This is a genomic window from Azoarcus sp. KH32C (assembly GCF_000349945.1).
Taxonomy (GTDB): Bacteria; Pseudomonadota; Gammaproteobacteria; order Burkholderiales; family Rhodocyclaceae; genus Aromatoleum.
Genome location: NC_020516.1, coordinates 4,163,967 through 4,177,828, shown reverse-complemented (window position 1 = coordinate 4,177,828; position 13,862 = coordinate 4,163,967). Strand labels below are relative to the sequence as shown.

General features: G+C 59.0%; 11 protein-coding genes. All 11 read left to right on the top strand.

All coding sequences use genetic code 11. The features are described 5' to 3' along the window. Positions 1–10 precede the first annotated feature (10 nt). The 11 genes from AZKH_RS18665 to AZKH_RS18615 all read left to right on the top strand — a co-directional run bounded on the left by AZKH_RS18665 (position 11) and on the right by AZKH_RS18615 (position 13,818). Positions 11–409, top strand: coding sequence for a capsule biosynthesis phosphatase (locus AZKH_RS18665; RefSeq protein ID WP_015437352.1), 399 nt, complete (start codon positions 11–13; stop codon positions 407–409). After that, entirely contained in the window at positions 390–1,148 is a 759-nt protein-coding gene (locus tag AZKH_RS18660) for a glycosyltransferase family 2 protein (protein ID WP_041656373.1), read from the top strand. The genes AZKH_RS18665 and AZKH_RS18660 overlap by 20 nt, the downstream gene beginning before the upstream one ends. Before the next feature lie 24 nt (positions 1,149–1,172). Then, positions 1,173–4,076 carry a hypothetical protein gene (locus tag AZKH_RS18655; protein ID WP_015437350.1) on the top strand — a complete coding sequence of 968 codons (2,904 nt, stop codon included), beginning with the start codon at positions 1,173–1,175 and terminating at the stop codon, positions 4,074–4,076. Continuing rightward, on the top strand, positions 4,073–4,447 hold the full coding sequence (locus AZKH_RS18650) for a GtrA family protein (protein ID WP_015437349.1): 375 nt from the start codon (positions 4,073–4,075) through the stop codon (positions 4,445–4,447). Before AZKH_RS18655 ends, AZKH_RS18650 begins: the two co-directional genes overlap by 4 nt. Further along, the gene (locus tag AZKH_RS18645) at positions 4,444–5,706 is read left to right on the top strand and encodes a hypothetical protein (protein WP_015437348.1); all 1,263 of its coding nucleotides are present in this window, start codon (positions 4,444–4,446) and stop codon (positions 5,704–5,706) included. Before AZKH_RS18650 ends, AZKH_RS18645 begins: the two co-directional genes overlap by 4 nt. A 21-nt stretch (positions 5,707–5,727) precedes the next feature. After that, a complete protein-coding gene (locus AZKH_RS18640; protein WP_015437347.1) occupies positions 5,728–6,957 on the top strand; it encodes a glycosyltransferase in 1,230 nt (409 codons plus the stop codon). A gap of 83 nt (positions 6,958–7,040) precedes the next feature. Next, on the top strand, positions 7,041–9,005 hold the full coding sequence (locus tag AZKH_RS18635; protein ID WP_197538735.1) for a hydrolase: 1,965 nt from the start codon (positions 7,041–7,043) through the stop codon (positions 9,003–9,005). A gap of 47 nt (positions 9,006–9,052) precedes the next feature. Further along, positions 9,053–9,802 (top strand): glycosyltransferase, encoded by a 750-nt coding sequence (locus AZKH_RS18630; RefSeq protein ID WP_041656371.1) that lies wholly within the window; start codon positions 9,053–9,055, stop codon positions 9,800–9,802. After that, positions 9,799–10,764, top strand: a complete 966-nt coding sequence (locus AZKH_RS18625) for an SDR family oxidoreductase (protein WP_015437344.1) — start codon at positions 9,799–9,801, stop codon at positions 10,762–10,764. The genes AZKH_RS18630 and AZKH_RS18625 overlap by 4 nt, the downstream gene beginning before the upstream one ends. After that, positions 10,761–11,786, top strand: coding sequence for a glycosyltransferase family 4 protein (locus tag AZKH_RS18620; RefSeq protein ID WP_015437343.1), 1,026 nt, complete (start codon positions 10,761–10,763; stop codon positions 11,784–11,786). Before AZKH_RS18625 ends, AZKH_RS18620 begins: the two co-directional genes overlap by 4 nt. A gap of 142 nt (positions 11,787–11,928) precedes the next feature. Beyond that, on the top strand, positions 11,929–13,818 hold the full coding sequence (locus AZKH_RS18615; RefSeq protein WP_015437342.1) for a nucleoside-diphosphate sugar epimerase/dehydratase: 1,890 nt from the start codon (positions 11,929–11,931) through the stop codon (positions 13,816–13,818). The last annotated feature ends 44 nt before the right edge of the window (positions 13,819–13,862 follow it).

Sequence of the window (13,862 nt, the reverse complement as noted above, 5' to 3'; positions counted from 1 at the left end):
GGAGTTGGTCGTGATCAATCGGGAACGCAGCATTGTGATGGACGTAGACGGCTCCTTGTGTCCGATCCGGAAGTCGGGCGAGAGTTACGCGCACCTGCAGCCTTACCCGGAGATGCTCGCGCAGTTGCATGAGTACCGGCGGAAGGGCTTCTACATCATTCTTTTTTCCTCCCGCAACATGAATTCGTTCGACGGCAATGTCGGGCGCATTGCTGCGGTGACCGGCAAGGAGATGATGGAATGGCTCGATCGGCATGGCATTCCGTACGACGAGCTGCATCTGGGCAAGCCTTGGCCGGGGCGCGGCGGATTTTATGTGGACGACAAGGCCATCCGCCCCGACGAGTTCCTGACGCTGAGTTACGAGGAAATTCTTCGGTTGGTTGGTGATGAGCCGGGAGGGCAGTGAATTGACTAACGTAGTGATCACGATGGCGGGTTTGGGCAAGCGTTTCCGCGACGCGGGGTACGATTGCCCTAAGTATCGCATCGAGGCGCACGGTCGCACCTTGTTTGCATGGTCGATGCTCAGCCTGCGCAGCTTCATCCAGAGCGGTGCCAGATTCAATTTTGTCGTGCGTCGAGAGGATGAGGCGGTGGACTTCATCCATCAGGAATGTGCGAACGTCGGCATCCGCAATGTCCGCATTGTCGAACTTGACGCGATTACCGACGGGCAGGCGACGTCGGCGATCCTTGGCGGCGAAGTCCTGGATGATCCGTCCGCGCCCTTCCTCGTCTATAACATCGACACCTTTGTGCATCCGGATGCTTTGCCGGCCGAGGCCGTGCGGGGCGACGGCTGGATTCCGTGCTTTCCCGGAAAGGGCGATGGCTGGAGTTTTGCAGCGGCCGACGACGACGGTCGGATTTTCGACATGCGTGAGAAGGTTCGCATTTCGTCGCACGCGACCATCGGCCTTTACTGGTTCTCGTCCTTCAATCTCTATCGTCGGGTCTACGGGGACTTCTATCGGGACGCGTCGCGCATGGAGAAGGGGGAGAAATACATCGCCCCAATGTATCGGCAGATGATCGAAGAGGGATTGCCCGTCTATCTTCACGATGTCGATTACGAGGCGGTGATTCCGCTGGGCACGCCGGCGGAAGTGAATGCCTTTCTATTGCGGGAGCCACCGTCGCTTTGATCGATGCCGAGCGGATACAATTAAATGATTCGATCGATTGCTAAGGACCGCCGTTGGGTGTTTGGTGGCGTGGCGGGGATTCTTGCAGGGGTGGGCTATCTTGCTCCTTTGATGGGTGTCTTGACGCCGACGGCGGTCGTCATTGCATTGTTATTGGGGCTGTCTGTTGCAGTGGGCGCTGCCCTTATGCGCGCCAACGGTCCGCGTCATCTGCTGCTCACGCTGCCGTTTTCCCTGATGGCCGCAGTGATTGTCGCGGTATCCATTCCGTTGGTTAAGGACGGCTATGCGGACGTTCGAATCACCGCCACCGGTCAGAGAAATCCCGCCTCTAAGTCGTCCGAGGTATTCGTGCGTCTGATCTCGGGGTCGGTCCTCGGTCTCCGGGATTTCGAAGGCGATGGTTGGGAAAAGCGCGGCGACGTGTTCGTCTCTTATCAGAATCAGCCGAATGTGTTGCTGTACCGTGGCGCCTGGGGTTCGCCGGCGGCGCTGCGTTTCGTCCGTCACCCATATTCCGGCATCGTGGAGGCAAATATCGGTGGAGAGACCCATCGCATCGACCTGTTCGCAGAGAGGGAGGCGTACGTCGATGTTCCGCTTCCCGAGGCCACGATCTCGTGGAAAGGATATTTGCAGCGCGGATCGGTCATAGCGGGACTTACAGTGTTGTTTGCCGGGGTCGGTCTAAGTTTCACGTCAGCGGGCCTATTCGCCGGTGTTGTCTATTTTGCGGCGGTGCTGACCAGCTGCCTTGTGTTGGGGGCGGTCAGGAACGATTCGTACTCAGGCTCCGCCGAATTCGTCGCATTCATGGCCGAGGAGGCGCCGGGGCGCGTCGAGATGGATGCTGGATATGGCTTTACGCCGGCCTTGGTGCTGCCGGTCAAGAGCGGCGCGAGCAAGATCAGTTCGTTCGAGTTCGCGAATCCGCTTGAGTGGAAGATTGGGATCGACGGTGGCAGCCTGCGAGCGTTTCGTGATCTCGATGGCTCCTCCGACGCGCCCGTCAGCGGCAGCGACAATGGATGCGCGATCCGGTCTCCCGGACGGTGCGTCTATGAGGTTCTGGGCACGGATGCGAAAATTTGGTTGCAGCACGGTGGCGAGCAGCGTTCAGTTGCCTTGCCCGCCACCGTGGAGGGCGGTACTCGCCTCTTCTTGCTCGTGGAGCGTGAGTCGGGACGCATGACGGTGTCCACGAGCCGGGCGTTCGTTTTGCTGACGCCATGGGACCAGTTTTCTCGCCGGATTCAGGCTGTCCGGATTATCGATGCGGATGACGCGCCGGCAGCCAAACTGGTCCGGCTGATGTCAGATGGCGTTGGCGGTTATCGCATGACCCCGCGCCGCGCCGACGGTGCATTCAGCGTGCCGCATCTTGATCGCCCGGACACGGCTAGCTACGCCGGCGTGAAGGTCATGGCGGTCTTAATGGCCTTGAGCTTCGTTGTGCTGATCGGGGTCGCCTGGCGGGTCGTCGCTGATTTGTTGAAGAGTTATCGGGCCGGGCGGCGCGTCGAAGTGGCAGCGGTTCTCGCTGCCAGCCTGTTCTGGGTTGGCGCCGCGCTCGCCGCCGGCTGGCCTGCAGTAGTCGGTTGGGACGGTTTTTCACCCTACATCCAGGTCGAGACGGGCAGCGTCACCCTGTGGTACGGCATTGGTTACCCCTTGATCGTCGGAGGCTTCCTGCTGCTGGGTTCCGGGGCGGTAATCACGGCCTGGTCGGCGGGCCTCACTCTCGTCGTACTACTGGGCGCGGCGGCTGGCGTGATGCGTTACTGCGAAAGGACGACACGTCTAGTCGTCGCCGCACTGTTCGTCGTTGTTCCGCCCCTCACGGCGATGGGCATCGGGATGTTGACCCATCTCCGGGATGCGATGAATGGCCTGCTCTTGGCGGTGTTTGCTATTGGCTGCTTTGCAACAGCCCTCGATTGGCCGGCCTTGTCGCAGGAGCGGCGCCGGCTCAGCGCCGCAGGTCTTTTGGCACTCGGTTTGATGCTCGCTCTATTACGGATCGATAACCTGCCCACCGCCCTGTTCATAGCGTCAGCGTTGATTTGGGTCGTTGTCGCCAACCGCCGTCAGAGGGTTGGATTGATGCTATTGGTATGGGTCGCCTTGCTGGGTGTGGGGCCAGTAGTGGAACGGCTGGTAATTCCCGACCGCATCGCCGCCGAGACTGAAAAGCGCTCGTACGAGGCGACTGCCCTGATCAACCCGCTGGTTGGCGTCTTGGTGCGCGGGCGCGGGCAGATGGATGATGCCGAACGAGCGGAACTGCGCGCCATCCTCGACAAGGTGATGGACATCTCGGTCGCGGAAAAGCAATGGACACCTTATAACATCATCTACTGGCACGAGACGGCGAGCCTACGCCCGGTGCCGGACCGCGACGTGATTCGCGCGCTGCGCGCAATTTTCGTCAAAACGGCCGTGACGCATCCGGTCCTCTTCTTTGAAATGCGTCTAGCCACCTTCGTGGGGACCTTGGGGCATACGTGGGAGACCCCCGAAGGGGGAGCAAAATCCGCGCTTAATCACGGATTGGGTGGTTTTCATGATCATCTGCAGACCGACAGCCCTCAATGGAAGCGAACCGCTGAAATATACGGATTCGCACCGGATGCCCATCTGAGCTCACACGCCGCAAAGATGCTGCAGGAATGGTCTAGTTCGACGGCGAGCACGGTTCTGCCACTACTGCTTTGCCTTGCGATCGCTCTGCGCATTCGCCGTCACCCTTGCGCCTCGATCATCGCCATAGGCGAACTCATGCGGGCCGCAGTGTTCTTCCTGCTGGCTCCTGCGTCGGTGTTCCTATATCTATTTGACCTGCATATCCTCGGTTTTCTGCTTCCGCTCTTGGCGGGTACTGAGGTGGCGGCGCGCCGTCGTCGTAACTCCCTGGAGGGCTCGCATTGATTGTCCGTTTCGGAGCCGTGTCCGGCATCGGCTGGCTTATCGACTTCTGCTTGTTTTCATTCCTGGTTTGGTTCGGCGCTCCGGTGTGGGGCGCGAACTTCGTCGGCGCGTCGACGGCCGTGTTGTTCGTGTTCTTTGTGTCGGTTCGTCGCGTGTTTGAGTACGAGGGGCATTACATTCTCGGCAAGCTAGCTGCCTACATCGCATATCAGGTGATCGCGATTCTTGCGGCCTCGCTGTTGATCGATGCCCTCACAAAATGGTTCGGATTGGCTCCGGTCTTGTCGAAGATATTCGTAACGCCGCTGACCTTTTACGCGAATTTCCAGTTCATGTCGCTAATCACCACCGGCAAGTTCAGATTGTCATGAGTCATCAGTCACCTTCCGCTCTGGGCTCCCTAGCCAATGACGACTACGATCTCTTTCCCGAGTTGGCGACAACGCTTTATTGCTGGGTCGAGCGCCTGTATCAGACTGTCGTGGCGAAGCGGATCGAGCAGGTATTCTTCCTATCCCGCGAGGGGCAGCCGCTGAAGCGAATGTTCGACGCGTATTGCGCTCGCATGGGGGTGAGCGTCGAGTCACTCTACCTCGAGGTGTCGCGCCGCTCGACCTTGCTGCCGTCATTGTCCGCGTTAGGGTCCGAACAGTTCGAGACGCTGTTCCGTCAATATCGGCGGATGTCGTTGCTTGAATTCTTGTCGAGCCTCGGGCTCGAGGGCCACTGCGGCGCGTTTGTCGAAGCACTGGGGCTTCCGGCCGGTGCCGAGGAACGTCGCGAGGACGACTTTCCGACCAGCGCGCTGTTTCAACGGTTGAAGACGCTTCCTTTGTTTGTCGACATCTTCGAGACCGAACGTCTGGGGCGCCGGGACGTGTTCATCCGCTACTTGACCGACTTGGCGGGTGGTGCGTTGCCTGAGCGTCTGGTGATCGTCGATGTAGGCTGGAAGGGCACGATCCAGGACAACTTGTTCGCGCTGCTGTGCAAGGCGGGAGATCTGCCGGTGAAGTCTGTGGAAGGCTATTACGTTGGGCTCGTCGCGTCCGGGGCGACGCGGCCCAACAACATCAAGCAGGGACTGCTTTTTTCATGTGTGGGTGAGCGCTCCCCGCATTTTCACGTATTCAACGAGAACCGCGCGTTGTTTGAGGTGATTCTCGCGGCAGATCACGGTTCGGTCGTGTCGTACGAATTCGACATGCCGGGGCGGGCTTGTCCGGTACGTGGTCCGTTCGAAGAGGAGGCCATGCTCGTGCGTGAGGTGTTTCCTGTCCTGCGCCTTCTGTTTGCTCGCTTCAACGAGCTACTGTTGAGGGTTGAAGGTGCCAATAGCCTGCAGTTCAGGGATGTTGTGAAAGCGCATGCGCGCATGGTTTTTAATCCCACTCGGCGCGAGATGGCATGGTTTTCGTCGGTATTCCATGTGGAAAACTATGGCGTCTTCGAGCGATCCCATTTTGGCTGCGACGGACAACCCCCGGGACCGATTGATCGCCTGAAATTCTTGATCGGATTGCGCCGTCGCGGCCTCGGGGCACTCGGTTTCTGGCCCTGGCGCACGCTGCATGAGCGTGGCGGCGCGCTAACGGCAGCAGCCTACGCAATGATACGGCAGGCCCAATAATAGGCTAGAGGAAGCCCATCAGTGATCGAAAAGAAGATTTGTTTTCTCGTAGGCTCCATGGCCATCAGTGGGGGGACCTACGTCATCATTCAGCATGCCAGCCACCTTCAGGATCAGGGGTATGACGTAACGCTTGGCGTACAAGAGCCTTTCACTGAAGGAACTCTAGTGTGGCACGATCGCGCTTCTACACTGCGCTGCGTGCCAATTGCCGTGGCGAAGCAGGAGTCGTATGACTTGGTGGTGGCAACCTGGTGGAAGACGGTATTTGAACTGAAGGACTTCGACTCTCCTCGCTACGCTTATTTCATCCAGTCCATCGAATCGCGTTTCTACCCCGAGGCCGAAACGCCATTGCGAGCACTGGTGGATGCAACTTATCGCTTTCCGCTAGCCTGCGTAACTGAAGCCAGGTGGATTCAGCAGTATCTGGCCGACCATTTTGGCCAATCTGCAACGTTGGTTCGCAATGGCATCCGAAAGGACGTTTATTCCGAGAACGGTCCGGCTGTTGCTGCCCGCGATTCCGCCTCTCCGCGCATACTGGTGGAAGGGCATTTCGGCGTTCCGTTTAAAAACACCGCCCTTGCCGTTCGCTTGGCAAAGGAGGCAGGGTGTAGAGATATCTGGGTTCTTACCGGTTCGCCGATCACCTGGGTGCCCGGTGTCAATCGTGTGTTTTCTCGTGTGCCCATGGTTAAGACAGCGGAGATCTACCGGTCGTGCGATATCCTGGTGAAATTGAGCACAGTGGAGGGAATGTTTGGCCCTCCGCTGGAAATGTTTCATTGTGGCGGCACCGCAGTTGTTTTTGATGTTTCAGGTCATGATGAATATATTGTCGACGACATCAATGCCTTTGTTGTGCGTCAAGGCGATGCGGATGGCGTCGTACGAACGCTCCGGCGCTTAATTAGAGGCAGGGAGGACTTGGCCCGATTGAAGGACGGAGCGCTACAAACGGCGACTGCTTGGCCGAATTGGGATCAGTCATCTGCTGAATTCTGTCGCTGGATAGAGGTGACGCTTAGGGGGCCGGAGAACGATCGCGAAAGTCTTTTCGAATTGACTGATCGTGCACACGACGACTATGGTCGCGACGAGCGGTCCCGGTTGGCAAGCAGTGCGGGGATAGTGCGAAGGCATAAATTGAGCGCCTTGGCTTCCCGTTTCCCGCAATCGCTTGTTCGCCGTGTTAAGCAGCTCGAGGCGGCAAAAGAAGTGATGTTTGGCGCGCGAAGGGCATTCTGATGTACAGGCTTAGGACCGTAGACGTTTGGGACACTCTCCTGCGTCGCGACTGCCACCCGGAATGCGTCAAGCTCGCCACGGCCATGCACCTCATTCTTGGCTGGACCGGTCGGCTAAGGCCAGAGTTTCGGGATCACTGGGATATTTACCGTGCTCGCCTCGAGGTCGAGCGCCGCCTGGGGCAGGCGGCTCGGCGTGACGGGCGCGACGACGAATACGAGATCGAGGAGGTCCTCCGGCACTGGCTGGCAACAGTCTGCACTCAGCCTGCTGAGACCACATTGCCGGCGACCCTGGCAGAGTTCGAACTGCAGATGGAAGTGAAAAGGTCGTTTCCCGATGTGGGAATCGACGCTTTTATGAAGGGGCACGAGGCTGAACGCACCTTGTTTTTGTCCGACTTTTACATGAATGCGCAGATGCTGGGACGGCTTCTCGACGCCAAAGGTTGGGGTTCGTTGGTTCGTGACGGCATTGTGTCCTGCGATGCCGGGCTGAACAAGCGTTCCGGTCGCCTCTTTCAGCACGTCCACGCGACGTACGGAATCTCTCCGGAGGAGCACGTCCACATCGGAGACAACGAGTGGTCGGACGTTGATGCGGCCCGGCAGTTCGGGGTGACTGCGCTTCATTATCTGCCCACCGCGGAGCACGCCGACAGGCTGAAGCGCGAGCGCCTGTTTTCGTCCCGTGAAGCGCTGTTCGAACACGTGAGGGCCCTGTGTACTGCCGAGGCGGCGCGCGAGGCGCGGGGCAAGGAGGTCGGCCACGCCGCGGCATTCAGGCTAGGAGCCGATGCTGCGCCGCTCTTCATCGGATTCGCCCTGTGGATCGCGGAACAGGCAGTGGTCGAGAAACTCGACCGGATTTTCTTCCTGACCCGAGAAGGTGAATTTTTTTACGAGGTCTTCGACGCCCTTTTCAGTGGAACGGACTTCTACGGGCATAAATTGCCGGCCTCGGAGACTCTTGCCGTCAGTCGCCTTTCTACATTTCCCGCATCCATGCGGGACTTGTCGATAGTTGAAATGTCGCGCATCTGGAATCTCTTCAAGTCTCAGAGCATCGGCGGATTGTTTGCCACGCTCGGAGTCGAGATTGACGATTTTCGCCGTGCCCTGACGGAGCTCGGCCTAGAGGCGAATGATGTCATCGAGGATCCATCCAGGAGTCCGGAACTCGAGCGGCTATTCAAAGATCCGGCATTCCTTGCTGCGACCAGGCGTTCAATCGCGACCCAACGTGCGCTGGTCCTTGATTATCTCGCCCAGTGTGGAGTGAAGGACGCGGCGAGGATTGGTGTTGTCGACATAGGATGGCGAGGAACAATACAGGATAATTTGGCTTTGATTTCGCCAAGTACGCATTGGCATGGGATGTATCTGGGCTTACGTCGGTTCATGAATCGCCAACCCGGCAACGCCAGCAAGTCCTCCTACGGACCAAATGAGAATCTCTGCGACGAATCGATTGAACTGTTCGAAATTTTCGCAGCGCTGGAGATGTTATGTACATCCTCTCGCGGTAGCGTAGTTGGTTACGGTCGTGAGGATCAGTACGTCACGCCGCGCAGGCAGGTTTCCCTTGAAGAGAATGCGGCCTACGACGATTTCAGCCTGCACTTTCAACAGGGAGTGCTCTTGGCCGTCCGGCAGTGGCAGCCGTTTCTGGAGCGCTACGTCGTGAGTTCCGTCGAGTTGCGAAGCTGCGCGCTTCGGGTGTGGGCGGGGCTCCGCAGCGGTCCGGGAAGCACTCTGGCCGAAACATTCTTGAATACACCACAGCACGATATTTTTGGATTCGGGCAGATTTTCAGCCGAAACCAGGTTCCAGCTTTGGGGGCCATATATGCAGCGCCTTTTGTGAAGTCACGCCGGCGCGAGGTGATCGATTTTGTCCGACGTGTGCAATGGTCCGCGGCTATCGAGCACATGCAGGGCATCGGCCCTTTCCATCGATGGTCGCTAGTTCAGGTCTTTCGAGTAGCCAACCGCATCAAGCGCTATCGGGGAAGGATGCGAGCAAGTGATAACTCGGCAAAGAAGTAAGACCCGGACTTTGTCGGGGACTCGCAGAGGTTAATTGGCTGGACGTCATGATTTGTGTTTCGATCGTTAGTCATCGTCATGGTCCGATGGTTGCGCGGCTTCTGACGCAGGTTCTGACCTGTCCGGCGGTCTCACAGGTGCTCGTAACTCTGAATGTGCCGGAGTCATTGAGACTGCCCGAGGATGAGCGGGTATCGATGATCGAAAACGCGCGGCCTGAAGGCTTTGGGGCCAATCACAATGCTGCATTTGCCCGGTGCAGCCAGCCATATTTCTGTCCGCTGAACCCTGATATCGAACTTGAGGACGATCCATTTCCTTCGCTGATCGCGGCAATCGAGGAGGCCTCGGCGGCTGTGGCGGCACCGGCGGTAAAGTCGCCCGATGGCGACGAGGAGGACAGCATCCGTTTTTTTCCGACGCTACGCTCGCTTGCTTTAAAGGCTTTGGGCGGTGCGGACGGGCGGTATCTCGTGCAGAAAGGGCAGGGCGCTTTTTTCCCGGAGTGGGTGGCCGGGATGTTCATGCTCTTTCGCAGTGCGGATTACGCGCACCTCAAGGGGTTCGATGAGGGATTTTTTCTATATTACGAGGATGTCGATATCTGCGTGCGCGCATGGCAGAGCGGGCTGAAGGTGTTGGCGTGTCCGAGCGTAAGCGTCATCCATGACGCCCGTCGTGACAGTCGGAGGAGCTTGCGGCACCTGGGATGGCATTTGGCGAGCATGGCGCGTTATTTTCTGAAGCATCGCGGGCGGCTTCCAAACATAACTGATTGTGTTCGAGATCACGTGTGACCGCTTCAGATAGATGCGACGCGGGCGGCGTCGTGGTAACCGGCGCGAACGGTCTAGTCGGTTCGGCCGTGGTTGCGCGGTTGCGGCATGAATCCATGCCGGTCGTGGGCGTGATCCGCAACGCTGCTGCGGCTGCGGGCTGCGTGGTGGGGCCGCCGCTGGAGGCGGGCGGTGATTGGTCGCCCGTGCTGGCAGGGTGTCGTGCGGTAATTCACACGGCTGCGCGTGTTCATGTGATGCGCGAGTCCGCGACGGATTCGATCGGCGCATTTCGGGCCGTGAACGTGGAAGGTACTTTAAACCTCGCCCGCCAGGCGGCCGCGCAGGGTGTCCGTCGCTTTATCTTCATCAGCTCGATCAAAGTGAATGGGGAAGAGAGTTCGCCGGGCCAACGGTTCAGGGCTTCGGACCGTCGCGCGCCGCAGGACGCCTACGCAATTTCCAAGGCGGAAGCGGAGGCCGGCTTGGAGGCCTTGGCAGCGGAGAGCGGGATGGAGGTGGTCGTCATTCGTCCGCCGCTTGTGTATGGACCGGGCGTTAAGGCGAACTTTCTGACGATGATGCAATGGCTGAAGCGCGGCATACCCTTGCCGTTCGGGGCCGTCGAGCAAAATCGCCGTTCCATGGTCGGCTTGGACAACTTGGTTGATTTGATCGTGACGTGTCTGAATCATCCGGGGGCGGCGAATCAGGTCTTTCTCGCGGGCGACGGCGAGGACCTGTCGACAGCGGATCTCCTGCGCAGGTTGGCCGCAGCCATGGGCGTATCGGCGCGACTGCTGCCCGTGCCCGTGTGGGCGTTGCGCGCGGGGGCGAAGTTGACTGGCCGGGAGGCGCTGCTTCGGCGGTTATGCGGAAATCTTGAAGTCGATATTTCAAAAGCGTGTGTGCTGCTCGGCTGGAGCCCTTCGATTAGCGTCGATGAGGGGTTGCGCCGAGCGGCAGAGGGGGTTCTGGAGTGACCGACTTTGTATGGCTGCTCACGCTCGCGGCGATATTCGCGGGGGGGATGACGTGGGGGCTGCGGCGCTATGCGCTTGCGCGGAGCCTTATGGATATTCCGAATGCCCGCAGTTCCCATTCGGTTCCCACTCCCCGCGGAGGGGGCGTCGCGATCGTATTGACGTTTCTGTGTGCGGTTTCGATTTTGACGTTCCTGGGGCGCGCAGAGCCGAGCGGCTCGTGGGCGATCCTTGGGGCCGGCGTTTTGGTCGCCGTGGTTGGCTTTATCGACGACCATCGTCACCTTGCGGCGCGCTGGCGTCTCCTCGCGCATTTTGTCGCGGCTGCATGGGCACTTGTGTTGCTCGACGGAGCTCCGCGATTGGACTGGTTTGGCACGCCGATGGACTTTGGATGGGTCGGCGCGACATTTGCGGCGGTCTATCTTGTGTGGCTGTTGAATTTGTACAATTTCATGGACGGCATTGATGGCATCGCCAGTGTCGAGGCTATATGCGTTTGCGTGGGAGGAGCGCTGCTCTACTTCCTCGGCGGGCGGCCGGACCTGATGTTTTTGCCCTTGGTGCTCGCCGCGGCGGTGGGGGGATTCCTCTACTGGAACTTTCCGCCTGCGAAGATATTCATGGGTGATGCGGGCAGCGGCTTCCTTGGTATCGTGCTAGGGACTCTGTCCATACAGGCGGCTTGGGTGTCGCCGGCTTGGCTCTGGAGTTGGCTGATCCTGCTCGGCGTATTCATCGTCGATGCGACGTGGACACTCCTGCGGCGCCTGTGTCGTGGTGAGCGCGTGTATGAGGCTCATCGCAGCCACGCCTACCAGCATGCGGCGCAACGTTGGGGGCGTCATCTACCCGTGACCTTGGCTGTTGCCGCAATCAATATGTTCTGGCTTCTGCCGATTTCGTTGTGCGTCGGCGCAGGGCTGCTTGATGGAGTTGTTGCGATTGCAATAGCATATGCACCTTTGCTTGCGATCGCGATCGCTCTACGTGCCGGAGAAGCGGCGGATTCGATACGTTGACATTTAGCTTTGCTGTTGTTGCTCCTTTTGGGCATTCATCTTGTGCCTAAATGTTGCGCTGCAGTAGGCTGGGGCCAATATCCGCTACAATCCAGACGGCATCGTTGCGCATCCCCAACCCCGTCAGAAGGAACCGTTCAGAATGAAGCGCTTGAGCCGTTCCGCTTTCGTCCTCCTGTTTGACTTGGCCGCTGCGTGTACAGCTTGGGTGACGACATACGTCTTGCGTTTCAATTTTGAGTGGCCTGCTGAGTATGGAGTGCAGATTGCATGGGGCCTGCTCGTGCTTCTTCCGACGCATGCGGTTGTCTGTAAGCGGGCTGGTCTGTATCGCGGCATATGGGTGTTTGCAAGTCTGCCCGATTTGGCTCGTGTACTTCGTGCCGTAGCGATTTCATCGCTCGCTGTGTGGGCGTTTGTGGCGGTTTACCGGGCCTCGCCTGGGGTGCCTCGTTCGACACTCATTCTCTATCCGATGTTGCTCGTCCTGATCATGGCGGGAGGGCGTGCAGCCTACCGTATGTGGAAGGAGCACCGGCTCTACGGTGGGTTGATAGCAAAGGGCAAACCGGTGGTTGTGGTGGGGGCCGGGCGCGGTGGGGCGATGCTGCTGCGCGAGCTCCAGCGCAGCCCGGATTGGCGGGTGGTTGGGCTGGTTGATGACGACTCGGACAAGTGGGGGCGTGAGCTTCTTGGACTGCCGGTGCTCGGACCGGTAAAGGCGTTACCGCAAATTCTGGTGAATGAACGCGTCGAACATGTGATCTTGGCCATGCCGTCGGCAGCGACGAAGGTTAGGCGTGCGGCGACTGATCTTGCCGTGCATGCCGGAGCGAAGGTCTTTATGGTGCCTGGGCTCGAAGACGTGATGGCCGGGCGGGTTGCGGTGTCCTCTCTTCGTCGGGTCGAGATCGAGGATCTCTTGGGGCGCGAGCCTGTGTGGATCGACACTCCGCATATCGAGGCGATGTTTAAGGGTAAGGTCGTGCTGGTCACCGGGGCTGGCGGGTCTATCGGCAGTGAATTGTGTCGGCAACTAGCGCGCTTTGCACCACGTCGTGTGGTTCTGTATGAGCAGAATGAATTCGCGCTGTACACGATGGAGCAGTGGTTCGCGAATCACGCACAGGGACTCGAAATTGTGTCCCTCGCGGGAGACGTCAAGGATGCTGCTCGCCTCGATGAGGTGTTTGCCGCTTGGCGTCCTGAAGTCGTGTTCCATGCTGCTGCCTACAAGCACGTACCCCTAATGGAATCGGCTAACGCTTGGCAGGCGGTCCGGAATAATGTGCTCGGCACATTGCGTGTCGGTGAGGCTGCGCAACATCATGGGGCTGGGCGTTTCATCCTGGTCTCCACAGACAAGGCGGTGAATCCGACCAACGTCATGGGTGCAAGCAAGCGCTTGGCTGAACTTGTCTGCCACGCTTTGCAGCAGCGTGGTCAGGGCACGCAATTCGAGATAGTGCGCTTCGGCAATGTGCTCGGCAGTACCGGCAGCGTGATTCCAAAGTTCCAGGAACAGATTGCCCGAGGCGGTCCGGTCACGGTGACCCATCCGGAAATCACGCGCTACTTCATGTCCATTCCGGAGGCCGCGCAACTCGTCCTGCAGGCTGCGGCCATGGGGCAGGGCGGGGAGATTTTCGTGCTCGACATGGGTGATCCAGTGAAGATCGTCGATCTCGCTCGCAACATGATTCGCCTGTCCGGTTATACGGAGGGGGAGATTCGCATCGAATTCACGGGTTTGCGTCCCGGTGAAAAACTCTATGAGGAACTGCTCGCCGACGCTGAGAAGACTCGGGAGACCCCCCACGCGAAACTGCGTATTGCCAGATCCCGGTCGGTCGCGCCTGCTTTTTTCGCAGATTTGAAGTCCTGGCTTGTACAGCCCGGCGTTGTCGGGGATGAGGAGGTGCGTAGAATACTGCAGCGCTGGGTGCCGGAGTACCAGCCTCCACGCGGACGCCCGACTTTGCGCGTCGTGCGTCACGGCGACGTTCAGGATGAGCGGCGCGCACTGCCGTAGTTCGCCGTGGGAAGACTGAGTTTAAAATTCAGGCTTTCGGAATA

What these genes read in the sequence shown, in the direction of transcription:
- AZKH_RS18660 (WP_041656373.1), top strand. Translation starts at nt 390, where the DNA reads ATGAGCCGGGAGGGCAGTGAATTGACTAACGTAGTGATCACGATGGCG.
- AZKH_RS18655 (WP_015437350.1), top strand. Translation starts at nt 1,173, where the DNA reads ATGATTCGATCGATTGCTAAGGACCGCCGTTGGGTGTTTGGTGGCGTG.
- AZKH_RS18645 (WP_015437348.1), top strand. Translation starts at nt 4,444, where the DNA reads ATGAGTCATCAGTCACCTTCCGCTCTGGGCTCCCTAGCCAATGACGAC.
- AZKH_RS18635 (WP_197538735.1), top strand. Translation starts at nt 7,041, where the DNA reads ATGCACCTCATTCTTGGCTGGACCGGTCGGCTAAGGCCAGAGTTTCGG.
- AZKH_RS18630 (WP_041656371.1), top strand. Translation starts at nt 9,053, where the DNA reads ATGATTTGTGTTTCGATCGTTAGTCATCGTCATGGTCCGATGGTTGCG.
- AZKH_RS18615 (WP_015437342.1), top strand. Translation starts at nt 11,929, where the DNA reads ATGAAGCGCTTGAGCCGTTCCGCTTTCGTCCTCCTGTTTGACTTGGCC.